Raw genomic sequence first — 25815 nt, 5'->3', positions numbered from 1 at the left:
ACAGGCACCGGACGCGGCAGGCGGTCGTCGGGACGGCGCTGTCACAGGGTCGTGCAGACCGCCCCGTTGAGGGTGAAGACCGTCGGATCCTGATAGGCGCCGTTGTTGGCACCGGTGAAGCCGAAGGTCGCCGAATTGCCGCCGTTGGCGGCCAGTGTGCCGTTCCAGTCCACCGGTGTCGCCACCACATGGGTGCCCTCGGTGGTGAGGTTGGCGTTCCAGAAGCCGCTGACCGACTCACCGCTGCTGGGGAAGCTGAAGGCCAGCGTCCAGCCGGTGATCGGCGTCGGCCCGGTGTTGGTGACCGTCACACTGGCGTTGAAGCCGTTGCCCCAGCCGCCCGTCAGGCCGTAGGAGACCGTGCAGGGCGCGTTCTGCGGGGTCCCGGTGCGCACGGTGACCGGGTCCGAGGGCCGGGACAGCCTGCCGTTGGCGTCCCTGGCGAGGACGTTCCAGGTGAAGGTGCTGCCCGGGGTGAGGTTGGGCACGGTCGCCGAGGTGCCGGTGCTGGTGGCCAGCAGCTCGCTGGTGGTGCCGAGCTGCCGGTAGACCTCGTAGCGGTCGGCCTTGCCGCCGGCCGAGGGCGTCCAGCTGACGGTGGCGCTGGTGGCGCCTGCCGCGGTGACCTTCGGCGCGCCGGGCGCGGACAGGGCCGAGGAGGTGCCGGACTTCGGGTGCACGGTCACGGTGGTGATCGAGTACGGCGGCAGCGTCCATGTCCCGGTGTCCGCCGCGGTCGTGGTGTCGATCGCCGAGGCCTGGTCGCGGAAGGTGGCCACGGTCGCCGCGGACCCGTCGGGTGTGAAGCCGGCGTAGTGCAGCGCGACGGTTCGGGAATTCGCCGGGTCCTTGTTGATCAGCATCACGCTCAGGTCGCCGTTGGCCCGGTGCGCCGCGTGCGCGGCCACCAGCGGGCTGCCGCTGCCCGCCGCGACGAGCTGGTCGCCGGGTGTGCCGAGCCGGCTGAGCATCGAGATGGCGTGGTAGGTCGCGAAGGGGGTGTTCAGCGGCGGCTCGCACACCGTGCCGACGCAGGTGCCGCTGGAGAGGATGCCGTAGTCGTTGTAGTCGGTGGCGCCGTCGGGCGCGGTGCTGATGCTGCCGGGGCCGTTGTGGGTGTCCCACCAGTCCACGGTGAAGACACCGCTCTGCAGCGCGGTCAGGTACGCGTCGGCGCCGAAGAGGGCGTTGGGCTGGGTGTCCTCGAAGACGTTGGAGTTCAGCTCGGTCAGCGCGACCGGCGTGCCGCCCGCCCCGCCCGCGGTCAACTGGTCGTTGAGCTGGGCGAGTTCACCAGCCAGCTGGGAGGGGGTGTTGAGCATCCCCGCCGCGTCCGAGCCGCCCGGGTACCAGTGCACGATGACGAAGTCGGCCTTGCCCGCGATCAGCGGGATGACCGTGTGGTTCCAGTCGGCGGTCTCGCCCGCGGCCATCACCCCGTCCGGCCAGTTGCCGGGCAGCGTCAGGACCGCGCCGATCTTCACCGAGGGGTCCACCGCCTTCATGGCGGTCGCGTAGTTGATCACATTGTGCGCGTACGCCGTCGGGGAGGTGTCGGCGTGGTCGTCCTGCTCCCAGCCGGAGCCGTAATGGCCGTTGCCGTACAGCTCGTTGCCGATCTCCCAGTATTTCGCGCCGTAGTGCTGGGTGACGTTGGCGTAGCGCACCCAGTCGGCGGCCTCCTTCGTGGTGCCCGAGCCGTAGTTGGCGATCAGGATCGGCTGGGCGCCGACCTTCTTGGCGGTGCCCATGAAGGAGTCGAAGTCGGTGCCGGGCGCGACATAGCCGCCCGGCGCGGTGTTGTCCTGCCAGTGGTAGATGTCGCCGTAGGAGCCGCCGGGGTAGCGCAGCATGCCGATGTTCGCCGCCGACAGCAGGTTCTGGACCTCGGGGACGTTCATCTGCGAGTCCCACACCGCGCTGTTGAGGCCGTAGGCGGTGCCGGGGATGGTGCCCTGCCCCTCGGCGGCGTTCACCGTGACGTCCACCGCGGGGGCGGCCGGGTCGCCGGGGTCGGCCAGGGCGGTCCCGCCGCCGGCCAGCAGCGCGGCGCCGAGCGCCACGACGGAGGCGCAGGCGGCGAGCCGTCTGCGCAGGGGGGCCGAGCTGAGCGAAATGCCTGGGCGCACGGAAGTTCTCACCTTCGCGAGGCGGGACGTGGGGGGCGTGCGAACGCGTGGGAGCGCTCCCATATTTGGCGCGGCGGTGCTTCTTGTCAATGCCCCGGTACGTAACCGGCCCGGCCGCCGCTCCTGCGGGTCAGGCGCCGAGCCGGTCGATCTGCCGGATCCGGTTCGTCACGTCGAGCGCCGCGACCTTGTAGGACTCCGCCAGCGTCGGGTAGTTGAAGACCGCGTCCACCAGATAGTCCACGGTGCCCCCGCAGCCCATCACCGCGTGCCCGATGTGGATCAGCTCGGTCGCCCCGGTGCCGAAGCAGTGCACCCCGAGCAGTTTGCGGTCCACGGGGGAGACCAGCAGCTTGAGCATGCCGTGCGCGTCGCCGATGATCTGGCCGCGGGCCAGCTCCCGGTAGCGGGACACGCCCGCCTCGAACGGCACCGAGGCCTCGGTGAGCTGGTCCTCGGTCCGCCCGATGAAGCTGATCTCCGGAATGGTGTAGATGCCGATCGGCTGCAGGTCCTGCAGCCCGTTCACCGGCTCCCCGAACGCGTGGTAGGCGGCGTTGCGGCCCTGCTCCATCGAGGTCGCGGCCAGCGCGGGGAAACCTATGACGTCACCGACCGCGTAGATGTGCGGCACGGCCGTACGGTAGGCGCCGTCCACCGATATCCGGCCGCGCTTGTCGGCCGTCAGGCCCGCCTGCTCCAGGCCGAGCCCGTCGGTGAGGCCCTGCCGGCCCGCCGAGTACATCACCGCGTCGGCCGCGATCTTCTTGCCGCTGGCCAGTACGGTCAGCGTGCCGCGCTCGTGCCGCTCGACCGCCGCCACCGTCTCGCCGAAGCGGAAGGTCACCGCCAGGTCCCGCAGGTGGTACTTCAGCGCCTCGACGATCTCCGCGTCGCAGAAGTCGAGCATGGAGTCGCGCTGTTCGACCACGGTGATCCGGCTGCCCAGGGCGGCGAACATCGACGCGTACTCCATGCCGATCACCCCGGCCCCGACGATCACCATCGAGCGCGGCACCCGCTCCATGTTCAGCACGCTGTCGGAGTCCATCACCGTGCGGTCGTCGAACTCGACGGTCGCCGGGCGGGCCGGCCGGGTGCCGCTGGCGATCACGATGTGGTCGGCGGTCAGCACCCGGTCCTGGCCGCCGGCGTCCCTGACCGCCACGGTGTGCTCGTCGAGGAAGCGCCCGGTGCCGTCGAGCACCGTGATCCGGTTGCGGGACAGCTGGTTGCGGACCACGTCCACCTCGCGGCCGACCACGTGCTGGGTCCTGGCCGTCAGGTCGGCGACGGTGATGTCCTCCTTGAGCCGGTAGCTCTGCCCGTACAGATCACGCTGGTTGAGCCCGGTGAGGTAGAGCACCGCCTCGCGCAGCGTCTTGGACGGGATGGTGCCGGTGTGCAGCGACACCCCGCCGAGGCGGTCGGCGCGGTCCACCAGCGCCGCCCGCCGCCCGAGTTTGGCCGCCGCGATGGCCGCCTTCTGCCCGCCGGGGCCGGAACCGATCACCAGGATGTCGAAGTCGCGCACCCGCCCAGTCTGTCAGCCCGCCGCGCCCCGCGTCACCGCTTCTCCTCCCGAAGGACGGTCGCCCGGGGGTCCGTCCTTCGAATCCTCCGACCGCAGGCCCTAGTTCAGGTGCTGGGGGCGGCGCAGCGGGCGGCGGCCCGGCGGCTGGGACGGCGGCGGGCGGTGGGTGACCGCGGGCAGGTCGCGGACCACCGGCTTGTCCGCGGTGAGGGTGAACGGCTTCTCGTAGTGCAGGATCTCCAGCGGCTCGCCGTCGGCCAGTGTGTACGTCGCGGTGGTCCTGCCGAACTCCACCCGCAGCCGCCGGCCGCGGAAGAGCAGCCGGAAGGCGATCCGGCTGAGCGCGTCGGGCAGCCGCGGCGCGAAGCGGATCGAGTCGCCGTCGAAGAGCCGCATCCCGCCGAGCCCGGCCACCAGCGCGGTCCAGGTGCCGGCCAGCGCGGCGATGTGCAGTCCGTCGCGCGCGTTGTTCTCCAGGTCCTCCAGGTCGATCATCGCGGACTCGCCGAGGTAGTCGTAGGCCAGTTGCAGATGCCCGACCTCGGCGGCGATCACCGCCTGGCAGTAGGCCGACAGCGAGGAGTCGCGGACCGTCAGCGGCTCGTAGTAGGCGAAGTTGCGGGCCTTCTGCTCGTCGGTGAAGGCGTCGCCGCGCAGGTACATCGCCAGCACCAGGTCCGCCTGCTTGACGACCTGTTTGCGGTAGAGGTCGAAGTACGGGTAGTGCAGCATCAGCGGATAGCGGTCGGCGGCGGTGTTCGCGAAGTCCCAGGTCTGGTGCTGGGTGTAGCCGGCCGACTGCTCGTGCACCCCGAGTTCGTCGTTGTAGGGCAGCGTCATCGCCGCCGCCGCGTCACGCCAGGCGGCCGTCTCCTCGGCGCTGACGCCGAGCGTCGCCGCGTGCCGCGGGTGCCGTTCGGCCGCGTCGGCCGCCGCGGTCAGGTTCGCCTGCGCCATCAGGTTGGTGTACGCGTTGTCGTCGCTGATCGCGCTGTACTCGTCGGGTCCGGTGACGCCGTCGATGTGGTAGGCGCCGGAGTTGTCGTGGTGGCCCAGCGAACGCCACAGCCGGGCCGTCTCCACCAGCAGTTCCAGGCCGGTGTCGCGTTCGAAGGCCGTGTCGCCGGTGATGGCCACGTAGCGGACGACCGCGTCGGCGATGTCGGCGTTGATGTGGAAGGCGGCGGTGCCGGCCGGCCAGTAGCCGGACGCCTCCTCGCCGTTGATGGTCCGCCACGGGAAGGCGGCCCCGGCCAGGCCCAGCTGGCCGGCCCGGTCCTTCGCGACCGGCAGCATGTTGTACCGCCAGCGCAGCACCTCGGCGGCGGCCCGCGGCGAGGTGAAGGCCAGCAGCGGCAGCACGAACGTCTCGGCGTCCCAGAAGGTGTGGCCGTCGTAGCCCGACCCGGTCAGGCCCTTGGCGGGAATGGCCCGCTCCTCCGCCCGCGCCCCGACCTGGAGCACATGGAAGAGCGCGAAGCGCACCGCCTGCTGGATCTCGGTGTCGCCGTCCACCTCGACGTCGGCCCGCTCCCAGAAGTCGTCCAGATACGCCCGCTGCTGGTCCAGCAGGCCCTGCCAGCCGGTGTCCCGGGCGCCCACCAGCGCCGCGTCCGCCTGGTCGCGCAGCGCGGGCAGCGACCGCGTCGCCGACCACCCGTAGGCGACGAATTTCTCCAGCCGCAGCCGCTGGCCGGCCTTCACCACCGAGGTGATGGTCAGCCGGCTCACGTCGTCGCCGGAGTCCGCCGAGACCTGGGTGGTGCCGTCGGGGCCGTCGATGCGGTGGTCGGCGGCCACCGCGAGCCGCAGCCGGCTGCGGGTGGTGGAGTGCACCAGCTGCAGCCTGGTCCCGCCCGCGGAGTGCTCCTCGGGCTGCAGCGGCGACTGCAGCACGGCCGACACCCGCGGGTCGCCGGGGGAGTGCGGCACCTCCTCGTTGGCGGCCAGCTCCGACTGCACCACCACCCGCACCTCGCCGTCCAGCGGCTCGACCTCGTAGGCGATGGCGGCCACCGCGCGCTGCTGGAAGGACACCATCCGGGTGGAGCGCACCCGGACCGCCCGCCCGGCCGGCGACACCCACTCGCACGTGCGGCGCAGCACCCCGGCCCGCAGGTCCAGCTCCCGCTCGTGCGACCGGACCGTGCCGTAGCGCAGGTCGAACGGCTCGTCGTCCACCAGCAGCCTGATCAGCTTGCCGTTGGTGACGTTGATGACGGTCTGCCCGGACTCCGGGTAGCCGTAGCCGGCTTCCGCGTACGGCAGCGGGTGCAGCTCGTGCAGCCCGTTGAGATAGGTGCCCGGCAGGCCGTTGGGCTCGCCCTCGTCGAGATTGCCGCGCCAGCCGATGTGCCCGTTGGACAGGGCGAACACCGACTCGCTCTGCGGCAGCAGGTCCAGGTTCAGCTCGCACTCGCGCAGCGACCACGGTGACACCTCGAACGCCGGGTCGGTGATCACGCCTTCGCCCCCAGCAGCTGGTCCAGGTCGGTGACCACTGTGTCGGCGCCGTGCCGCCGCAGCTCGTCGGCCTGCCCGGTGCGGTCCACGCCCACCACGTAGCCGAACCGCCCGGCGCGCCCGGCGTCCATGCCGACCAGCGCGTCCTCGAAGACGGCCGCCTCGTCCGGGCCGAGCCCGAGGTCGCCCGCCGCCTCCAGATACGTGTCGGGCTTCGGCTTGCCGCGCAGCCCGCGCTCCCTGGCGACCACCCCGTCGATCCGTACGTCGATCAGGTCCTCGATGCCGGCCGACACCAGTACGTCACGGCAGTTCGCGCTGGACGACACGACCGCGGTGCGCAGCCCCGCGGCCCGTACCGCCTTGAGGTAGCGCACCGAGCCCGGGTAGGCCTCGACGCCGTCCTCGCGGATCTTGTCGAGCACGATGACGTTCTTGCGGTTGCCCAGGCCGTGGACCGTGTCGTGGTCGGGCGGGTCGTCCTCGTCGCCCTCGGGCAGTTCGATGCCGCGCGAGGCCAGGAAGGTGCGCACCCCGTCGGCGCGCGGCCGGCCGTCCACGTACTCGTCGTAGTCGGCGGTCGCGTCGAAGGGCTCGAATTCCGGGCCCTGGAGCCGGCGCAGGAAGGAGTCGAAGGTCTCCTTCCACGCGGCGGCGTGCACCAGAGCCGTCGGAGTGAGGACCCCGTCGAGGTCGAAGAGGCAGGCGCGGACAGTGGCGGGCAGGCCGATCTCGGTCATGACGCAGCTTGTGCCCGCTGACCCGCCCGGGTATGTCCCGCCGCCGCGAAGTCCGCCCGACTCGCCGAACGGGTCAGGCCGCAGGCCCGGCGCCCAGCCGGTTGATGTCCCGCGGCGACAGGATGTGCGGCCCGGCGCCCTTGAGGCGTACGACGCCGAGCATCGACCGGCCCAGCAGCTCGGTGGTGGTGACCTGGTCCGGCGCGAGCCGGTGCACCAGCGGGTACAGCCAGGAGGTCAGCGCGTAGATGATCCGGTAGGTCCTGGTGCGGGAGACCGCGCCGTGCATCGGCCGGATCCAGCCGGGCCGGAACATGTACGCGCGCATGTCCATCGCCAGCAGCGCGTTCTCGGTGCGGCCCTTGATCCTGGCCCAGGCCACCCGGCCCTGCTCGGTGCTGTCGGTGCCCGCGCCCGAGACGTAGGTGAAGGTCAGTTCGGGGTTGCCGGCGGCCAGCAGGCGCGCGGCGGTCAGCGGGAAGTCAAAGCTGACCCGCTGGTAGACCTCGGCGCTGTGCCCCGCGGTGGAGACCCCGAGGCAGTAGAAGCAGGCGTCGGCGCCGGCCAGTTCACCGGCGATCGCGGACAGGTCGGTGAAGTCCGCGTGGGTGACCTCGCGCAGCTTGGGATGCGCGGTGCCCAGCGGGCCGCGGCCGACCGTCACCACCTCGGTCACCTCGTCGTCCAGCAGACAGGCCCGCAGCACACCGTGCCCGACCATGCCCGAGGCACCGAAGACCACCACCTTCATCGCGGTTCGCCGCCGCCTTCCTGCTGTCCTTGCGGGTGCGGACGCACTCGCGGGCCGGACGATAGTAGCGCCCGCCGCGTACCGCTCAGCCGGCGATCACCGCGATCTTGCGCAGATAGTCGCCCGCGGTCAGCCGGCCGAGCATGAAATCGGCGACATCGGCCCGCGGGACCGTCGGCACTCCGCGCAGCTCCAGGTGCTCGCCGTGCCGGTAGCGGCCGGTGCGGGCGCGGTTGGTGAGCATCACCGGGTATACCAGCGTCCAGTCCAGCGGGCTGCGGCGCAGCACCTGCTCACCGGCCGCCTTGTCGGCGTAGACCCGGCGCAGCACGCGGTAGCTCAGCCGCGGCAGCGGCGGCACCTCGGCCATGGTGTCGCCGACGCCCAGGCCCGAGAGCCACACCAGCCGGCCGACCTCCGCGTCCTGCATCGCGCGCACGATCCGCGGCGCGGCGGCGGCCATCACCCCGGGCGAGCGCAGGCCCCGCAGGCTGCGCTCCACGCCCAGCGCGCTCACGACGGCGTCCGCGCCGGTGACGGCCGCGGTCACCGCGGCCTGGTCAGACGTCACCTGCCCGACCGCGATGGTCAGGCCGTCCCTGGCGGGCGGCGCCTTGGCCGGGTCGCGCAGGAAGGCGGTCACCTCATGGCCGGCGTCCAGCGCCTGCGCGACGACCTGGCGTCCGGTGGCGCCGGTGCTGCCGAAGACGACGATCCGCACGGTGTCCTCCTGGTGCTGCCGGGCGCGCGGCGGCGGCCACCCGGCCCCGGCTCGGCGCGGTGGCGCCAGGGCCGCGGGTACGACCCCGGCCGAGCGTACCGGCCACCGCTCAGGACCGCCGGTGACCGGACGCCGGCGTCCCCGCCGCGCCCGGGTGCCCCCGCTGCCGTACCGTCCTCACCTCGGGCGTCCGCCGCCGGGGTGCCGTACCGCCCTCGCCCCGCCCCTGGCCGGCGTCCCGCCGCCTGCGTGCCCCGCGTCGGTGTCAGGCCGCGACCGGGCGGCGGATCTGCTCGACCGCGGTGACCAGCGGAGCCAGCTGCGGGTCGCGGGCGGCCAGGTCCAGGGCCTCGCGCAGCGCCGTGTTGTTGGTGGGGCGGGCCGCGGCGAGCAGGTCGGAGCCGGCCGGGGTCACATCGGTGTAGATGCCGCGGCGGTCGGTCGGGCACAGATAGCGCGCCAGCAGACCGCGTTCCTCCAGGCGAGTGACCAGCCGGGTGGTGGCGGACTGGCTGAGTACCACCGCGTCGGCGACCTGCTTCATCTGCAGCCGCCCGCCGGGGCCGTCGTGCTGCCTGCTGAGCACGTCGAGCAGTGAGAACTCCCGGACGCTCAGCCCGTGCCCGGCCTGCAGCGCCCGCTCGATGTGCGCCTCGATCCGGCCGTGCAGCAGGGACAGTGCGCACCAGCCGTCGGCGATGGCGGTCAGTGCCGGATCCGTGGCGGTCATCGGTCCTCCAGGCCCTCCGCGGGCGGTCGGCGCCCGGCCGCGGTGCCGTGATGGGCGCATGCACCACTCTAACGCGTTTGCAAATAACCCGCGTGTGCAATTATTGTCAGCGCCTGTTAAGCGCTCCTGCACTCATCCGGGAAGGGTGTCCCTCATGCCTCTCGCGCTCCTGGCCCTCGCCATCGGGGCCTTCGGGATCGGCACCACCGAATTCGTCATCATCGGACTGCTGCCCCAGGTCGCCGGCGACTTCGGCGTCAGCGTCCCGACCGCGGGCCTGCTGGTCACCGGCTACGCGCTCGGCGTGGTGGCCGGCGCGCCGCTGATGAGCGCGCTGGGCACCAAGGTGACCCGCAAGCGGATGCTGATGCTGCTGATGGGCCTGTTCGTGGTCGGCAACCTGGTCTCGGCCGCCGCCCCGGTCTTCGCCGTCATGCTGATCGGCCGGGTGATCACCTCGCTCGCGCACGGCGCCTTCTTCGGCATCGGCTCGGTCGTCGCCGCGGAAGTGGTCGCCCCGGCCAAGCGGGCCGGCGCCATCGCGACGATGTTCACCGGGCTGACCGTCGCCAATGTCGTCGGCGTGCCGCTGGGCACCTTCGTCGGGCAGAGCGCGGGCTGGCGGATCACCTTCGTCATCGTTGCCGGCCTCGGCGTGCTCGGGCTGCTCGGCGTCGCCCGGCTGGTCCCCGACCTGCCGCGGCCCGAAGGGGTCAGCCTGCGCCATGAACTCGCCGTCTTCCGCAATGTGCAGGTGCTGCTCGCGATGGGCATGACCGTCTTCGGCTTCGGCGGCGTCTTCGCCGCCATCACCTACCTGGCGCCGATGATGACCGACGTCACCGGCTACGCCGACGGGTCGGTGACCTGGCTGCTGGTGCTGCTCGGGCTCGGCATGGTGCTGGGCAACCTGGTCGGCGGCAGGCTCGCCGACCGCCGCCTGATGCCGGTGCTGATGACCGCGCTGGGCGGCCTGGCCGTCGCGCTCGCCCTCTTCACGGTCACCGCGCACAACAAGGCCGCCGCCGCGGTCACCGTCTTCGCGATCGGCGCGCTCGGCTTCGCCACCACCCCGCCGCTGCAGAAGCGGGTGCTCGACCAGGCCGCGGGCGCCCCTACGCTCGCCTCGGCCGTCAACATCGGCGCCTTCAACCTCGGCAACGCGCTCGCGGCCTGGATCGGCGGCCTGGTCATCTCCGCCGGCCACGGCTACACCGCGGTGAACTGGGTCGGCGTGGCCCTGGCCGGTGTCGCGCTGCTCCTCGCGGTGCTGTCGATGTCGCTGGAAAGCGGTGGCGCCCGCCGCCCCGGCCGCCTCGTCGCCCGTTCCGCAGGGCTGCCGGCGGCCGGGGACAGCGGCTCCGCGGCGGACGCCGCCGGCGCCGGACTCAGCCGCCCGGGTTCACACCCACGCTGACGAAGGTCACATCCACCAGCGCGGTCTGGGCGGTGTGACTGGTCGGCGCCGGGACGAAGGCGACCGTGCCGGGACCGTTGCAGGGCAGGTTGATGGTCTGCGGGATCTCGACGGCCAGACCGTAGGCCTTGATCTCGGTGACCGGCGCCGTCGAGTACGCGTTGCCGAAGTTGACCACGTCGCCGTTGGCCGAGGAGCCCGTGTAGCCGACGGTCGCCGAGGCGGGGGTGGTGCCCGACACCAGCTGCACGGAGACGTGCTGGCCCGCCAGCGGGTGCCCGACCGAGGCGGGCGTCACCACGCCGGAGCAGCCGACCTTGACGACCGCGCCGATCGTCACACCGTTGACCTGCCCGACGAAGGTCTGGCCCGGCCCGACCGGGAGCGGCGAGACCGCGGCGGCGCCGGCCGAGGACAGGCCGACCGTACCGCCCAGCACGGCCAGGGCCGCGACGGTGCCGAGAGAACGTAAGCGATGGTGCCTGCTGCGCATGTCTACCTCCGGATATGGGGGTACCGGGGCCGTTCGCGGCCCCGGAACGCGAGGGGCGAACTGTGCAGGAGCATCAGCATGCTAGCGAGGAGCGGCGCGAACGGACCCCGCTCGGCAGTGGTCCGCCCCGCCCGGTGCCGCCCGGCCCGGCCTCCGGTCGTACCACCCCGCTGGCGGGGCGGGTGCACGCGAGGTAGGACAGGAGGTGCGAAGCCGCGGTCGGCGGGCAGACGTCCCGCCGACCGCAGGCAGCCCCAGAAGGGACGGACATCGTGGCACGACCGAAAATCCTCGTGGTGGGCGCGGGTTTCGCCGGGGTGGGATGTGTGCGCAGACTCGAGCGCAGCCTCGCCCCGGACGAGGCCGACATCTGCCTGGTGACCCCGTTCTCCTACCAGCTCTATCTCCCGCTGCTGCCGCAGGTCGCCTCCGGCGTGCTGACCCCGCAGTCGATCGCGGTCTCGCTGCGCCGCAGCAAGAAGTACCGCACCCGGATCGTGCCCGGCGGGGCGGTCGGGGTGGACACCAAGGCCAAGGTCTGCGTGGTCCGCACGATAACGGACGAGGTCGTCAACGAGTCGTACGACCACATCGTGCTCGCCCCCGGCAGCATCACCCGCACCTTCGACATCCCCGGCCTGGTCGACAACGCCCGCGGGATGAAGACCCTCGCCGAGGCCGCCTACATCCGCGACCACGTGATCGCGCAGCTCGACCTCGCCGACGCCTCGCACAACGCCGCCGAGCGGGAGTCGCGGCTGCAGTTCGTGGTCGTCGGCGGCGGCTACGCCGGCACCGAGACGGCGGCCTGCCTCCAGCGGCTGACCACCGCCGCGCTGCACCGCTATCCGCGGCTCGACCCGAAGCTGATCAAGTGGCACCTCATCGACATCGCGCCCCGGCTGATGCCGGAGCTCGGCGAGAAACTGGGCCTGAGCGCGCAGAAGATCCTCACCGACCGCGGTATCGACATCTCGCTCGGGGTGTCGATCGCCAAGGCGGGCCCGGAGGAGGTCACCTTCACCGACGGCCGGGTGGTGCCCTGCCGCACCCTGATCTGGACCGCGGGCGTCGTGGCCAGCCCGCTGATCGCCACGCTCGGCGCGGAGACCGTACGCGGCCGGCTCGCCGTCGCCGCGGACATGACGGTGCCCGGCGTCGACGGGGTCTACGCGCTCGGCGACGCGGCGGCCGTGCCCGACCTCACCAAGGACGAGGAGGACGCGGTCTGCCCGCCCACCGCGCAGCACGCGATGCGGCAGGGCCGCAAGGCCGCCGAGAACGTCATCGCCGCGATCCGCAACCAGCCCCTGCAGCCGTACAAGCACAAGGACCTCGGCCTGGTCGTCGACCTCGGCGGCAGGGACGCGGTCTCCAAGCCGATGGGCATCGAACTGCGCGGCCTGCCCGCCCAGGCCGTCGCCCGCGGCTACCACTGGTCGGCGCTGCGCACCAACGTGGCCAAGACCCGGGTGCTGACCAACTGGATGCTCAACGCGGTGGCCGGCAACGACTTCGTCCGCACCGGCTTCCAGTCCCGCAAGGCCGCGACCCTGCGGGACTTCGAATTCACCAACGCGTATCTGTCGCCCGAGGAGCTGCGCGACCAGGTCGCCGACGCGATGCCGCGCGCCTGAGCCGGCGCGGCGGCGCGGGCCCGAGCCGGCGCGAGCCGCAGGCCCGGAGCCCCTCCGCCGGAGAGGGCTCTAGTCCAGGTCCTGTTCCGGCAGGTCCGGCAGGTCCGGCAGGTCCGGCAGGTCCGGCAGTTCCGGCGGGATCGAGGGGGAGGGTGAGGATCCGGGGCCGGCCGGCCCCGGGTCCTCGTCCGGCTGCTCGTCCTCCCACAGCGAGAACCACACCGTCTTGCCCTCCGACTCCGGCCGTACGCTCCACTGCCCCGACAGGATGTCGAGCAGCATCAGCCCCCGGCCCGAGGACGCCATCTCGCCGGGCGTGCGCTGGTGCGGCAGCTCGTCGCCGGTGTCGGAGACCTCCACCCGCAGCACGCGACGGCCCGGCTGGCCGGTCAGCGACGCCGCCAGCGCCGCCGACTGGTCGGTGTGCATCAGGACGTTGCCCACCAGCTCCGACGTCAGCAGCACCGCGGTGTCCACCTGGTCGGGCTGCGCCCAGTCGTGCAGCAGCGCCTGGAGCTCCGCCCGCGCCTCGGACAGGCCCTCCGCCTGGTCCTGCTCGATGGTCAGCACCAGCTTCCGCTCCGGCACCACCCGCTGCTGCACCCCGCCGTCGCGGCGCAGCAGCAGCAGCGCGATGTCGTCCTCGTTGCGCGGCGCGAGATCGGCGCGGACACCGGCGGCGTCCGGCTCCCGCTGCCCGCCCCCGCCGTCCGCCGCCCGCTCGTCCAGCTCCTGCTGCGCCGACTGGGCCAGCGGGTGGTGCACCGCGCGGATCAGGCGCTCGGCGATGCCTTCCAGGTCCTCGGTGGGACCGGGGGACATCGCGTCCCTGACCCGCACCCAGCCGCTGTACATGTCGTGCCCGCCGGTCTCGATCAGACCGTCGGTGCACAGCATCAGGATCTCGTCCGGGTGCAGCTCCAGGTCGGTGACCGGGTAGTCCTCGGTGCCCGGCATCAGACCGAGCGGCAGACCGCCGCCGACGTGCTTGAGCATGCAGGTGCCGTCCGGCAGCCGCAGCACCGGGTGCGGATGGCCGGCCCTGGCGATGTGCAGCATCCCCGTGGAGGGCTCCGCCTCGATGTAGAGGCAGGTGGCGAAGCGGTCCTCGTCCAGCGCGGCCAGGAAGCGCGACGACCTGGCCAGCACCGCGTCCGGCCCGTGGCCCTCGGCGGCGTAGGCGTACACGGCGGTGCGCAACTGGGCCATCAGGCCGGCCGCGTGCACATCGTGGCCCTGCACATCACCGATCACCACGGCCAGCCGGCCCTCCGGCAGGTTGATCACGTCGTACCAGTCGCCGCCCACCACGAGGCCGCCGCCGGTCGGCACGTACCGGGTGGCCACCGTCATCCCGGGCACCGCGGGCGCCGCCGCGCCCATGCTGCGACGCAGCCCGCGGGACAGCGCCAGCTCGGCGCTGCTGGTCCTGGTCCGCTCCAGGGCCTGGGCGATCAGCCGGGCGGTCAGCACCAGCAGGGCCCGCTCGTCGGCGCCGAAGGCCATCGGCCGGCGGAAGGCCATCAGGCACACCGCGCTGATCCGCCCCGAGGTCACCAGCGGCAGGAACGCCCACGACTCCCGGCCGTTGCGGGCGGCCAGCGGCCAGGTGGCCGGATAGCGCGCGCTGTACTCGCCCGGCGAGGACAGATAGACCGGCCGGCCCGACCTGACGACGTCGGTGGCCGGGAAGGCCGTCGTCACCGGCATCCGGAAGATCCCCTGGGCCCCGCTGGCGGCGTATCCGTGCTGGCCGAGCAGGTTGAGGAATTTGTCGGTGACGCCGAAGACCACCAGCCCGTCCAGGCTGAAATCCGGGGCGAAGAGCCTGGCCACGGTGGTGAGGGCGGCGGGCAGCGACTCCGCCTCTGCCAGCGCGTGGCCGGTTTCGAGCAGCAGCGCGTCGCGCCGCCTGCCCTGTGCGGGGCCGGCCTCCGCGGCGGCGGCGGAATCCGGCGCGGCCCCGGTCCCGGGGCCGCCGGCCGGCGCTCCGAACCGGTTCATCGCGTCGATCTGCCGCACTTCCACGCTGTCGGCGCTGTCGGCGCTGTCGGCCACGGTGCCGGCCGCCGACTGGTCGCGCTCCGCCGGACCCTCCGCTCCCTTGCCCATCCGGCGCCCTCTCGCCACGGGTGTGGTCCTTGTCGGTACCCATGCTCGGCGACGACCGCGGTGCCCGCATGCGGAGCGCCCGGGCGGCGCGACGGGGGCGATGTGCTTTCCGGGGCGGTCTACTGGCATGCTCGGACACGTGGGTGAACGCATCATCGCCGCGTGTGACGGCGCATCGAAGGGCAATCCCGGGCCTGCCGCATGGGCCTGGGTCATCGCCGACGACCGGGGCGAACCGGTCCGCTGGGAGGCTGGTCCGCTGGGCACCGCGACCAACAACGTCGCGGAACTGACCGCGCTTGAGCGGCTGCTGACCGACGTGGACCCGGATGTCGCGCTGGAGATCCGGATGGACTCGCAGTACGCCATGAAGGCCGTGACGACCTGGCTGCCGGGCTGGAAGCGCAAGGGCTGGAAGACGTCGGCGGGCAAGCCGGTCGCCAACCAGGAGCTGGTCGTACGGATCGACGCGCTGCTGACCGGCCGCACGGTGGACTTCCGCTACGTCCCCGCCCATCAGGTGGACGGCGACCGGCTCAACGACTTCGCGGACCGCGCCGCCAGCCATGCCGCCATCGTCCAGGAACCGGCCGGCAGCGACCTCGGCTCGCCGCTGCCGCCGCGCACTCCCGACACCGTGCGCAAGGCCCCCCGCGCCGCCGCGGGCACGGCGACGGCCGGGTCCGACACCAGGGGCGGGGGGGCGCCGCGCACCCTCAAGGCGAAATTCCCCGGCCGCTGCCGCTGCGGCCGGTCCTACGCCGCGGGCGAGCCGATCACCAAGAACCCCGACGGCTGGGGCCACCCCGACTGCCGCTGACCGGCCGCCGCCCCGGCGCCGCACCCTCCGCCCCCGTCACCCGCGCACCCCGCGGTGACGGGGGCTTCGTCGTCCCTGACCCTCCCGCGGTCCGCGGCAGCGCACGGCCGGGCGCGCTACCGATCCCGCGCGGAGCATTGACGCCGGCTCCCCGCGGCCCTACTTTCATCGCGTCGTACTTCGTACGTCATATATGAGACCTGATACGCGAGATCTGAGAGCCCTATGACTTTCGCTCCCACCCCGATCCCCTCCCGGACGCAGTACGTCCTCGAAGCGATCAAGCACCGCATCCTCACCGGGCAGCTCAGCCCGGGACAGGCCCTGGTCGAGGCGGACCTGGCGGCGCAGTTCGGGGTGTCCAAGACCCCGGTGCGCGAGGCGCTCAAGACGCTCGCCGGGACCGGTCTTGTGGTCATGAGCCAGTACAAGGGCGTCACCGTGCGGACCGTGGACGCCGCGATGGCGCGCGAGGTCTACGACGTACGCCTGCTGCTGGAGCCGGAGGCGCTGCGCAGGACCATCACCCGGGAGGCGTCGCTCGGCGCGGCCCAGGACGCGCTGGTGCGCGCCGAGCAGGCGCAGGACCGGGCCGACCGGAGCCTGGCCAACCGGGACTTCCACCGTGCGCTCTACCTGCCGTGCGGCAATCCGCTGCTGGCCAGGATGCTCGACGAGGTGCGCGACCAGGCGGCGCTGGTGTCCACCGTCGCCTGGGCCGCCGACCCGTCGTGGGAGCGCGAGGCGCACGAGCACCAGGAGATCCTGCGGGTCGCCCTGGCCGGCGACGCGCAGGACGCCGCCCGGCTGCTGCACGCGCACATCGCGGACTTCGTCCGCCGAGCGTTCCCCGACGACGAGCAGGAGGGCCGGTGATGGACAGGACCGCGCTCGCGACCGCCCTCGCCGGTGTGGTGGCGATCCCGGTGATCCCCTTCGGCGCCGGCGGCGGCATCGACCGACCCGCCTACCGGCTGCTGCTGCGCCGACTGCTGGACGGCGGCATCGCCGCCGTCACCCCGAACGGCAACACCGGCGAGTTCTACGCCCTCACCCCGCAGGAGCGCCAGGCGGTCGTGCAGGACACCCTCGCCGAGACCGCGCCGCGCCCGGTCACCGTGATCGTCGGCGTCGGCCACGACCTGCCGACCGCGATCGGCGCGGCCGAGCACGCCCGCGACTGCGGCGCGCGGATGGTGATGGTGCACCAGCCCGTGCACCCGTACGTCTCGCAGGACGGCTGGGTGGCCTACCACGCCGCCATCGCCGGGGCCGTGCCGGAACTCGGCGTGGTCCCCTACATCCGCAACCCGCTGCTCGACGGCAGCCGGATGGCGGAACTCGGCGAGCGCTGCCCCAACGTGGTCGGCGTGAAGTACGCGGTGCCCGACGCCGCCCGCTTCGCCGCCTTCGCCCGGGACGCCGGCCTGGAGCGCTTCGTGTGGCTCGCGGGCCTCGCCGAGCTGTACGCGCCCGCCTACTTCGCGGCCGGCGCGACCGGCTTCACCTCGGGCCTGGCCAATGTCGCGCCCCGGATCTCGCTGGACATGCTCGCCGCGCTGCGGGCCGGCGACTACCCGGGCGCCATGAAGGTCTGGGAGCAGATCCGCGCGTTCGAGGACCTGCGCGCGGCCCGCCAGTCCGCCGACAACGTGACCGTGGTCAAGGAGGCGCTGGCGGCGCTCGGCCTGTGCCGCCGCGAAGTACGGCCGCCCAGCAGCGCGCTGCCGCGGGCCCGGCGGGCCGAGGTCGCCGCCGCGGTGGAGGGCTGGGGACTGTGAGCGAGGACAGAGCGGCCCGCCCGCCCGCGCTGCGCAGCAGCCACTGGTACGAGGGCGAGGGCCTGCGCGCCTTCAGCCACCGGGCCAGGACCCGGCAGCTCGGCTACCTGCCCCAGGAGCACCTGGGCAAGCCGGTGATCGCGGTGCTGAACACCTGGTCGGACATCAACCCCTGCCACAGCCACCTGCGCGACCGCGCCCAGGCCGTCAAGCGCGGGGTGTGGCAGGCCGGCGGCTTCCCGCTGGAATTCCCGGTCGCCACCCTCTCCGAGACGTTCCAGAAGCCCACCCCGATGCTCTACCGCAACCTGCTGGCGATGGAGACCGAGGAGCTGCTGCGCTCCTACCCGGTGGACGGCGCGGTCCTGCTCGGCGGCTGCGACAAGACCACCCCCGCGCTGCTGATGGGAGCCGCGAGCGCCGACCTGCCGGCCGTCTTCGTGCCCGCGGGGCCGATGCTGCCCGGGCACTGGCGCGACGAGGTGCTGGGCTCGGGCACCGACATGTGGAAATACTGGGACGACAAGCGCGCGGGCCTGATCGGCGACTGCGAGCTGGCCGAACTGGAGAACGGTCTCGCCCGTTCCGCCGGCCACTGCATGACGATGGGCACCGCCTCCACGCTGACCGCCGCAGCGGAGGCCCTGGGCATGACGCTGCCCGGCGCGTCCTCGATCCCCGCGGTCGACTCCGCCCACGAGCGGATGGCGGCGGCGAGCGGCCTGCGCGTCGTGGACCTGGTGCTGCGCGACCTGAGGCCCTCCGCGATCCTCACCCCCGAGGCGTACGAGGACGCCGTCACCACCGTGCTGGCCCTGGGCGGCTCCACCAACGCCGTCATCCACCTCATCGCGATGGCCGGCCGCTCCGGGGTCCGGCTCACCCTGGACGACTTCGACCGGCTGGCGCGTACGGTCCCGGTGCTCGCCAACGTACGCCCCGGCGGCCGGTACCTCATGGAGGACTTCCACTTCGCCGGCGGCCTGCCCGGACTGCTGTCCCGGATCACCGGACTGCTGCACCTGGACCGCCCCACCGCGGGCCACGCCACCTTGCGCGAGCAGCTGGCCGGCGCGGCCGTGCACAACGACGACGTGATCCGCACCGCCGCCGACCCGCTGGCCGCCGAGGGCGGGATCGCCGTGCTCCGCGGCAACCTGTGCCCGGACGGCGCCGTCATCAAGCACATAGCCGCCGAGCCGCGGCTGCTCACCCACACCGGGCCCGCCGTGGTCTTCGACGACTACCGGACGCTGCAGGCCACCATCAACGACCCGGATCTGGGCATCACCGCGGACAGCGTGCTGGTGCTGCGCAATTCCGGCCCGCTCGGCGGCCCCGGCATGCCCGAGTACGGCATGCTCCCGATCCCCGACCACCTGCTCAAAGCGGGAGTCCGCGACATGGTGCGGATCTCCGACGCCCGGATGAGCGGCACCAGTTACGGCGCCTGCGTCCTGCACATCGCCCCCGAGTCCTACGTCGGCGGCCCGCTCGCCCTGGTCCGCACCGGCGACCCGGTCACCCTCGACGTGCCGGCCCGCGCCCTGCGCCTGGAGGTCCCGGACGCCGAACTCGACCGCCGCAGGGCCGGGTTGCGGGCGCCCGAGCCCCGCTACGGCCGCGGCTACGGCGCGCTCTACCAGGAACAGATCACCCAGGCCGACACCGGCTGCGACTTCCGCTTCCTGGCCGCGCCCGGCCGGGTCCCGGAACCCTACGCGGGCTGACCCAGGCCGCCCACCTGTCCGTCCGGGCGGCCGAACTCCCCGGCACACGCCCTTTCGCAACGAAGGAGCCCCGGTCATGGCCATCGCCGTGGCGAAGAACCCAGGACGGCGCACCCGGCGCCTGCCGTATCTGCTGATAGCCCCGGCAGCCCTGCTGATGCTCGGCTTCATCGCCTACCCGATGGTCAGCGTCCTCTACTACAGCCTGCAGGACTACAACGTCACCAAACCCTGGCGCAACGGCTTCGCGGGCCTGTCCAACTTCACCCGGGTCTTCACCGACGACCCGCGGTTCTGGCAGAGCCTCGGCTTCAGCCTGCGCTGGGTCGTGGTCGAGATCGGCCTGCAACTGGTCATCGGCCTGGCCCTGGCGCTGCTGGTCAACCAGACCTTCATCGGCCGCGGCCTGTCGCGCGCGCTGGTCTTCTCGCCGTGGGCGGTCTCCGGTGTGCTGACCACCACCATCTGGATGCTGCTCTACAACCCCTCGACGGGCATGACCCGCTACCTCGCCGACGCCGGTATCGGCTCCTACGGCCACTCGGTGCTGTCCGACCCGCACACCGTCTTCTGGGCCGCCGCGCTCGCCGAACTGTGGCGCGGTGTCCCCTTCTTCGCGATCCTGCTGCTCGCCGACCTCCAGTCGATCCCCGGCGAACTGTACGAGGCGGCGTCCGTCGACGGCGCGAGCCGGCTGCGGCAGCTGTTCCACATCACCCTGCCGCACCTCAAGGACGCGATCGTGCTGTCCACCCTGCTGCGGGCGGTCTGGGAGTTCAACAACGTCGACCTGCTCTACACCCTGACCGGCGGCGGCCCCGCCGGCCAGACCACCACACTGCCGCTCTACGTCGCCAACACCGGCCTCGACGGACACGACTTCGGCTACGCGTCGGCGCTGACCACCGTCGCCTTCGTGATCCTGCTGTTCTTCTCCGTCCTCTACCTGCGCCTGAGCAAATTCGGAGGCGACCGCGCATGACCGCCGCACTCGTCGAGGAAGGCGCCCTCGTGCCGTCCGCCGCCGTCCCCCGCCCCGGCACCGGCCGGCGCCGCGGACGCGGACCGGCCGGCGGGCCGCCGCGCTGGCAGATCTACCTGCCGCTGGGCCTGTACCTGCTGTTCACCCTGGTCCCCTTCTACTGGATGCTGCTCTTCGCGGTACGCCCCGACGGCTCCACCTCGCTGCTGCCGTGGCCGGCCACCGGCGCGCACTTCGACAAGGTCTGGAACGACCGGTCCTTCGGGATCTTCTTCCAGAACAGCATGCTGGTCGGCGTCGCCACCCTGATCGCCACCACCGTGGTCGCGCTCAGCGGCGGATACGCGCTGGCCCGCTTCCGCTTCAGGGGCAGGAACGCCTTCCTGATCGCCCTGCTGTGCTCGCAGTTCGTCCCCGGCGCGCTGATGCTCGTCCCGCTCTTCCAGATCTTCCGGCACCTGCAGCTGATCAACTCGCTGTGGAGCGTGGTCATCTCGGAGACCGTCTTCCAGCTGCCGCTGTCGGTCATCCTGCTGAGCGGCTTCATCAAAGGCATACCCGAGGCGCTGGAGGAGGCCGCCTGGGTCGACGGCTGCACCCGGCTGCGCGCCTTCTTCGCCGTCGTGCTGCCGATGCTGCGGCCCGGCCTCGTCGCCGTCGGCTCCTTCGCCTTCGTGCACAGCTGGAACCACTTCCTGTTCGCGCTGATGTTCCTCAGCGAGCAGGACAAGCAGACGATCCCGGTCGGCCTCAACACCCTCATCGGCGCCGACAGCGTCGACCTGGGCGCGCTGGCCGCGGGCGGGGTCATCGCGGCGGTGCCCGTGGTGGTCGTCTTCGCCTTCATCCAGAAGTGGCTGATCACCGGCTTCAGCGCGGGCGCGGTGAAGGGGTGAGCGGCATGAGCGGCAGCCCCGCGGCGGCGCCCCGCCGCGGCCCGGTGCCGGTCGTGCTGGCCGGCGGGCGCGGACACGGCCACTGGCACCTGGACAACCTGCGCCGCCTCACCGCCCGCGGCGTCGTACGGCTGGCCGGGGTCTGCGACGTCCGGCCGCTGGAGGCCGCCGCGCTGACCCGGCTCGGCCGGCCCGAGCAGGGCCGGGACCTCGGCGAGCTGATCGAGCGCACCGGCGCCCGCGCGGCGATCGTCTGCACCCCGATCCACACCCACACCGACCTGGCGCTGACCGCCGCGGCCGGCGGCGCCGACGTCCTGCTGGAGAAGCCGCCCGCGCCCTCCCTCGCCGCATACCGGCGGCTCGCCGCCGGGTTCGCCGGCAGCGGCCGGGCCTGCCAGATCGGCTTCCAGTCGCTGGGCTCGCACGCCGTCACCGCGGTCCGCGCGCTCATCGAGGACGGCGCGGTGGGGGAGCTGCGCGGCATCGGCGCGGCCGGCAACTGGGTGCGCGAGGAGCACTACTTCAGCCGCGCCGCCTGGTCGGGACGGCGCATCCTGGCCGGCACCGACGTGGTCGACGGCGTGCTGACCAATCCGCTCGCGCACGCGGTCGCCACCGCGCTGCACCTGGACGGCAGCAGCCGCGAGCAGGACGTCGCCTCGATCGATACCGAGCTCTTCCGCGCCCACGACATCGAGTCCGACGACACCTCCTGCGTCCGGATCCGCACCGCCCGCGGTACCACGATCGTGGTGGCCGCCACCTTGTGCGCGGCGGCGGCGGCGGAACCGTACGTCGTGGTGCACGGCAGCAGGGGCCGGATCACGCTGTGGTTCAAGCAGGACCGGGTGCTGCTCCAGCGGGCCGGGCACGGCCCCGACGAGCAGGTCTTCGGCCGCACCGACCTGCTGGAGAACCTGCTCGCGCACCGCGCCGACGGCGCCGGCCTGCTGGTCCCTCCGCAGGCCACCGGCGCCTTCATGCGGGTCGTCGAGGCGGTACGCACCGCGGACGACCCGCAGGCGGTCCCCGGCTGCCATTGGCGTGCCGTCCCGGGGGAGCGCTCCCACCGCCGGGTGGTGCACGGCGTCGACGAGCTGGTCACCGCCGCGGCGGAGCGCCTGGCGACCTTCGGCGAGCTGGGCGCGCCCTGGGCCGGGACCGTACGGCGGACGGCGGCGCACCGGTGACCGCCGCCGTGCCGCTGCGCTGCGGCGACCGGCAGGTGGGCAGCTACGTCCACCGGCCCGACGTCCAGGGACGGCTGTCCCCGCGCCCGTACCTGCACCCGCTGACCACCCTGGGCGGCACCGTCGTCACCGAGCTGATGCCCGCCGACCACCGCCACCACCTCGGCGCGGGCATCGCGGTGCCCGACGTGGCCGGGCGGAACTTCTGGGGCGGCAGGACCTATGTGCGCGACCAGGGGCCGACCGAACTGGACAACCACGGCGAGCAGCGCCATCTGCGCTGGACCCGGCGGGCGGACGACGGCTTCACCGAGGAGCTGGCCTGGACCGCCGCCGGCGGCCGACTGCTGCACGAGCGGCGCACCCTGCACGTCCGGCAGCTGACGGCCACCGCGTGGGAGCTGGACCTCGCCTTCACGCTCACCAACACCACCGCGCGACCGCTGCGGATCGGCAGCCCCGCCACCAACGGCCGCCCCGGCGCCGGATACGGCGGCTTCTTCTGGCGCGCGCCCCGCACCGGGACACCGCCGCTGGTCTTCACCAAGGACGCTGCGGGGGAGGACGCCGTCCACGGCCGCAGGGCCGAATGGCTCGCGCTGGCCGGCGAGCACTGGACGCTCGTGCTGCGCGCCGCCGACCCCTGGTTCGTCAGGACCCGCGAATACCCCGGCGTCGGGCCCGCACTGGCCTGGCGCAGCCCGCTGACCGTACCCGCGGGCGGCACCCTCACCCGGCGGGTCGTCACCGCCGTCGCCGACGGCCGGCTCGGACCCGGCCAGGCCGCCGCGCTCGCCGCCCGTACCACCCGATGATTCCGACAACCGAAAGAGCCGCCATGCCACGACCGCAGCAGCACCGACAGCGCAGAGCCCGGCCGGCCGCCGGGATCGTCCTCGCCGCAGCACTCGCCCTGACCGCCACCGCCTGCGGTGACTCCGGCGGCGGCGGCGCCTCGGGAGGCGAGGGCAGCGGCAAGGGGAAGATCGTCTTCTGGGACAACAACGGCGGTGTGCGCACCGACGTCTGGAAGCAGATCATCGCCGCGTTCGAGAAGAAGTACCCCGACATCGACGTCGAGTACGTCGGCATCCCGATCGCCGATGTGCAGAAGAAGTACGACACCGCCATCGCGGGCGGCGGCCTGCCCGACGTCGGCGGCGTCGGCACGGCGTATCTGGCCAACATGGTCGCGCAGAACGCGCTGGAACCGCTCGGCGACCGTATCGACGCGGGCGGTCTCAAGGGCAGGCTCGTCACCGGCATGGTCTCCGGCGTCCAGGCGGCGGGCGGCCGGGGCAAGGAGATGTACGAGGTCCCGACCTCCGCCAACCAGGGCACCCTGTGGTACCGCACCGACCTCTTCGCCGCCGCGGGCCTGCAACCGCCCACCACCTGGGCGGAGTTCTACCGGGCCGCCGCTGCCCTCACCGACGCGGCGGGCAACAAGTTCGGCTTCACCCTGCGCGGCGGCAAGGGCTCGATCGCCCAGGCCCTGGAGATGATGTACGCCCAGTCCGGCATCGAGAACTTCTGGAACGGCGACAGGACCACCGTCAACGACCCGAAGAACGTCGCCGCGCTGGAGAAGTACACGGGCCTGTACAAGAAGGCGACCCCCGAGGCCGACCTCAACAACGACTTCGTGAACATGGTCGCGGAGTTCGACCACGGCAGCGTCGGCATGCTCCAGCACAACCTCGGCTCGTACAACGACCACATCAAGGCCTTCGGCAAGGACAAGGTCGACGGCATACCCCTGCCGCCCTCGCAGGACGGCGGGGTGCGGACCATCGTCTCCAACCCGGTCGACGGCCTGGGGATGTTCAAGGCGGGCAAGAACAAGGCCGCCGCCTGGAAGTTCATCGAATTCGCCGCCTCCGCGCCGATGAACAGCCTCTGGAACGAGTCCGCCGGCGCCATCCCGGCCAACACCGGTGCGGGGCAGGACAAGTGGATCAGCGACGCCAAGCCCACCAAGGCGGCGATGGAGTCGCTGAACGATCCCCGCACCAAGATCGTGCAGTTCCCCTACTACCTGCCGGACTGGAACACCATCACGAAGGCCGACACGGAACCCGATTTCCAGAAGGTCCTGCTCGGCAGGATGACCGCGAAGGATTTCGCGGACGAGCTGGCCGGCAAACTCAACGCCGCCCAGGCCGACTTCGCCGAGCACAACAAGCCCTGAGCCCCGCGGCGGGGCCGGCGCGGCGAGAGCCGGCCCCGCCGCGGCCCGTCCGTTCCCCCCAAGCCGTCCTCTCCTTCACCCCTTCACCCCACCCGGGAGCCGCAGTGCGCAAGAGCCATGTCCCGATGATCGCCATGCTGATCTCCGCCGCCCCCCTGATGCTCGCCGCCGCGCCCGCGCACTGCGGCACGGGCGCCAAGCTGCCGCGCCACGTCCGCCAAACGCTGCCGGCCGGCGACGGCTGGGCCTCGCAGGGCAGCGGAACCACCGGCGGCGCCGCCGCCGACGACGCGCACGTCTTCACCGTCACCAACCGCGCCGAGCTGGCCGCCGCCCTGGACGGCGGCAGCGCCACCCCCAAGATCATCCAGGTCTCCGGGACCATCGACGGCAATACGGACGCCGCGGGCGCCCCGCTGTCCTGTGACGACTACGCCACCGGCGGCTACCGCCTGGACTCCTACCTCGCCGCCTACGACCCCGCGGTCTGGGGCACCGGGCAGGTGCCCGCCGGCCCGCTGGAGGACGCGCGTGCCGCGTCGGCCGCCGCGCAGGCCGCCCGGGTCGAGCTGAAGGTCGGGTCCCACACCACCATCGTCGGCGTCGGCCGGCACCCGAGGCTGCTGGGCCTGGACCTCCAGGTCAGCGGCTCCGACAACGTCATCGTCCGCAACCTCGCCTTCGAGGACGCCTTCGACTGCTTCCCGCAGTGGGACCCCACCGACGGCGACACGGGCAACTGGAACTCCGAGTACGACAACCTCGTCGTCACCGGGTCCACCCACGTCTGGGTCGACCACAACACCTTCACCGACGGCCGCCGCCCCGACGCCGGCCAGCCCCTGTACTTCGGCCGTATCTACCAGCAGCACGACGGCGAACTCGACGTCGTCAGGGGCGCCGACTACGTCACCGCCTCCTGGAACGCCTTCACCGACCACGACAAGACCCTGCTGTTCGGCAACAGCGACGGCGCCGCCGCCACCGACGCGGGCAAGCTGCGCATCACCTTGCACCACAACCTCTTCCAGGACATCGGCGAGCGCGCGCCACGCGTGCGCTTCGGCCAGGTCGACGCCTACAACAACCACTACGACGTCACCGACGCGGCCGACTACGTCTACAGCCTCGGCGTCGGGGCGCAGTCCCACCTCGTCGCCCAGGACAACGCGTTCACCCTGCCGGCCGGTGTCACCGCGGACCGGACCATCGCCTACTGGAAGGGCACCGCGATGACCGAGGACCACAACTACGTCAACGGCCGCCCGGCCGATCTGCTCGGCGCCTTCAACGCGGCCAACCCCGCCACCCCGATCGCCCGGGGCGCGGGCTGGACCCCGACCCTGCGCACCCGCGTCGACGACCCCCGTTCCGTGCCGCACATCGTCGACGGCGGCGCCGGCGCGGGCCGGCTGTGACCCGGCGGCCGGTGCGTCACATATGTGCACGAGGGGCATTGACGTGAACGGCAAGCGCTTGCTATATTAGGGAATAC

The 25815-nt window shown here is 72.6% G+C and carries 21 protein-coding genes; 12 read left to right on the top strand and 9 right to left on the bottom strand.

Annotated elements, in window-relative coordinates; all coding sequences use genetic code 11:
• Positions 1–41: 41 nt before the first annotated feature.
• From OHA86_RS01730 to OHA86_RS01700, 7 genes are all read right to left on the bottom strand, one after another.
• Positions 42–2129, bottom strand: a complete 2088-nt coding sequence (locus tag OHA86_RS01730; RefSeq protein ID WP_329171798.1) for a cellulose binding domain-containing protein — start codon at positions 2127–2129, stop codon at positions 42–44.
• 130 nt (positions 2130–2259) lie between these two features.
• Positions 2260–3663, bottom strand: coding sequence for a Si-specific NAD(P)(+) transhydrogenase (gene sthA, locus OHA86_RS01725; RefSeq protein ID WP_329171796.1), 1404 nt, complete (start codon positions 3661–3663; stop codon positions 2260–2262).
• Between the two features lie 99 nt (positions 3664–3762).
• A complete protein-coding gene (locus tag OHA86_RS01720; protein ID WP_329171795.1) occupies positions 3763–6126 on the bottom strand; it encodes a glycoside hydrolase family 65 protein in 2364 nt (787 codons plus the stop codon).
• Positions 6123–6866, bottom strand: a complete 744-nt coding sequence (locus OHA86_RS01715; RefSeq protein ID WP_329171794.1) for an HAD family hydrolase — start codon at positions 6864–6866, stop codon at positions 6123–6125. The genes OHA86_RS01720 and OHA86_RS01715 overlap by 4 nt, the downstream gene beginning before the upstream one ends.
• A 73-nt stretch (positions 6867–6939) precedes the next feature.
• Positions 6940–7617, bottom strand: a complete 678-nt coding sequence (locus tag OHA86_RS01710; protein WP_329171792.1) for an NAD-dependent epimerase/dehydratase family protein — start codon at positions 7615–7617, stop codon at positions 6940–6942.
• An 85-nt stretch (positions 7618–7702) separates the two neighbouring features.
• Complete coding sequence (locus OHA86_RS01705; protein ID WP_329171791.1) at positions 7703–8338, bottom strand: NAD(P)-dependent oxidoreductase; 636 nt, start codon at positions 8336–8338, stop codon at positions 7703–7705.
• Positions 8339–8603: 265 nt separating this feature from the next.
• Complete coding sequence (locus OHA86_RS01700) at positions 8604–9068, bottom strand: MarR family winged helix-turn-helix transcriptional regulator (protein ID WP_329171790.1); 465 nt, start codon at positions 9066–9068, stop codon at positions 8604–8606.
• A 154-nt stretch (positions 9069–9222) separates the two neighbouring features.
• On the opposite strand from OHA86_RS01700, the gene OHA86_RS01695 reads away from it, so the two are divergent.
• On the top strand, positions 9223–10485 hold the full coding sequence (locus OHA86_RS01695; RefSeq protein ID WP_329171788.1) for an MFS transporter: 1263 nt from the start codon (positions 9223–9225) through the stop codon (positions 10483–10485).
• On the opposite strand, the gene OHA86_RS01690 is transcribed toward OHA86_RS01695, so the two are convergent.
• Complete coding sequence (locus OHA86_RS01690) at positions 10457–10978, bottom strand: hypothetical protein (RefSeq protein ID WP_329171787.1); 522 nt, start codon at positions 10976–10978, stop codon at positions 10457–10459. The two genes, OHA86_RS01695 and OHA86_RS01690, sit on opposite strands and share 29 nt — an antisense overlap.
• A gap of 272 nt (positions 10979–11250) precedes the next feature.
• On the opposite strand from OHA86_RS01690, the gene OHA86_RS01685 reads away from it, so the two are divergent.
• The gene (locus OHA86_RS01685; RefSeq protein ID WP_329171785.1) at positions 11251–12615 is read left to right on the top strand and encodes an NAD(P)/FAD-dependent oxidoreductase; all 1365 of its coding nucleotides are present in this window, start codon (positions 11251–11253) and stop codon (positions 12613–12615) included.
• A 69-nt stretch (positions 12616–12684) separates the two neighbouring features.
• Here the strand turns inward: OHA86_RS01685 and OHA86_RS01680 are convergent, their stop codons facing one another.
• Positions 12685–14745 carry an ATP-binding SpoIIE family protein phosphatase gene (locus OHA86_RS01680; RefSeq protein WP_329171783.1) on the bottom strand — a complete coding sequence of 687 codons (2061 nt, stop codon included), beginning with the start codon at positions 14743–14745 and terminating at the stop codon, positions 12685–12687.
• 109 nt (positions 14746–14854) lie between these two features.
• Between OHA86_RS01680 and OHA86_RS01675 the strand changes: the two genes are divergently transcribed.
• From OHA86_RS01675 to OHA86_RS01630, 10 genes are all read left to right on the top strand, one after another.
• On the top strand, positions 14855–15547 hold the full coding sequence (locus OHA86_RS01675; protein WP_329171781.1) for a ribonuclease H family protein: 693 nt from the start codon (positions 14855–14857) through the stop codon (positions 15545–15547).
• 225 nt (positions 15548–15772) lie between these two features.
• Positions 15773–16423, top strand: coding sequence for a GntR family transcriptional regulator (locus OHA86_RS01670; protein WP_329171779.1), 651 nt, complete (start codon positions 15773–15775; stop codon positions 16421–16423).
• A complete protein-coding gene (locus OHA86_RS01665) occupies positions 16423–17328 on the top strand; it encodes a dihydrodipicolinate synthase family protein (protein ID WP_329171778.1) in 906 nt (301 codons plus the stop codon). Before OHA86_RS01670 ends, OHA86_RS01665 begins: the two co-directional genes overlap by 1 nt.
• Positions 17325–19058: an L-arabinonate dehydratase gene (araD, locus tag OHA86_RS01660; protein ID WP_329171777.1), complete on the top strand. Its 1734-nt coding sequence runs from the start codon at positions 17325–17327 to the stop codon at positions 19056–19058. The genes OHA86_RS01665 and araD overlap by 4 nt, the downstream gene beginning before the upstream one ends.
• 76 nt (positions 19059–19134) lie before the next feature.
• Positions 19135–20040 (top strand): carbohydrate ABC transporter permease, encoded by a 906-nt coding sequence (locus tag OHA86_RS01655; protein ID WP_329171775.1) that lies wholly within the window; start codon positions 19135–19137, stop codon positions 20038–20040.
• Complete coding sequence (locus OHA86_RS01650; RefSeq protein ID WP_329171773.1) at positions 20037–20936, top strand: carbohydrate ABC transporter permease; 900 nt, start codon at positions 20037–20039, stop codon at positions 20934–20936. Before OHA86_RS01655 ends, OHA86_RS01650 begins: the two co-directional genes overlap by 4 nt.
• 5 nt (positions 20937–20941) lie before the next feature.
• A complete protein-coding gene (locus tag OHA86_RS01645; protein ID WP_329171772.1) occupies positions 20942–22129 on the top strand; it encodes a Gfo/Idh/MocA family protein in 1188 nt (395 codons plus the stop codon).
• Positions 22126–22944 carry a PmoA family protein gene (locus tag OHA86_RS01640; RefSeq protein ID WP_329171770.1) on the top strand — a complete coding sequence of 273 codons (819 nt, stop codon included), beginning with the start codon at positions 22126–22128 and terminating at the stop codon, positions 22942–22944. The genes OHA86_RS01645 and OHA86_RS01640 overlap by 4 nt, the downstream gene beginning before the upstream one ends.
• Positions 22945–22967: 23 nt before the next feature.
• Complete coding sequence (locus tag OHA86_RS01635) at positions 22968–24320, top strand: ABC transporter substrate-binding protein (protein WP_329171768.1); 1353 nt, start codon at positions 22968–22970, stop codon at positions 24318–24320.
• 125 nt (positions 24321–24445) lie between these two features.
• Positions 24446–25738, top strand: coding sequence for a pectate lyase family protein (locus OHA86_RS01630; protein WP_329182161.1), 1293 nt, complete (start codon positions 24446–24448; stop codon positions 25736–25738).
• The last annotated feature ends 77 nt before the right edge of the window (positions 25739–25815 follow it).

Source organism: Streptomyces sp. NBC_01477 (assembly GCF_036227245.1).
Taxonomy (GTDB): Bacteria; Actinomycetota; Actinomycetes; order Streptomycetales; family Streptomycetaceae; genus Actinacidiphila.
The sequence above is the reverse complement of the archived record's forward strand: the minus strand, read 5'-3'. Positions and strand labels throughout refer to the sequence as shown.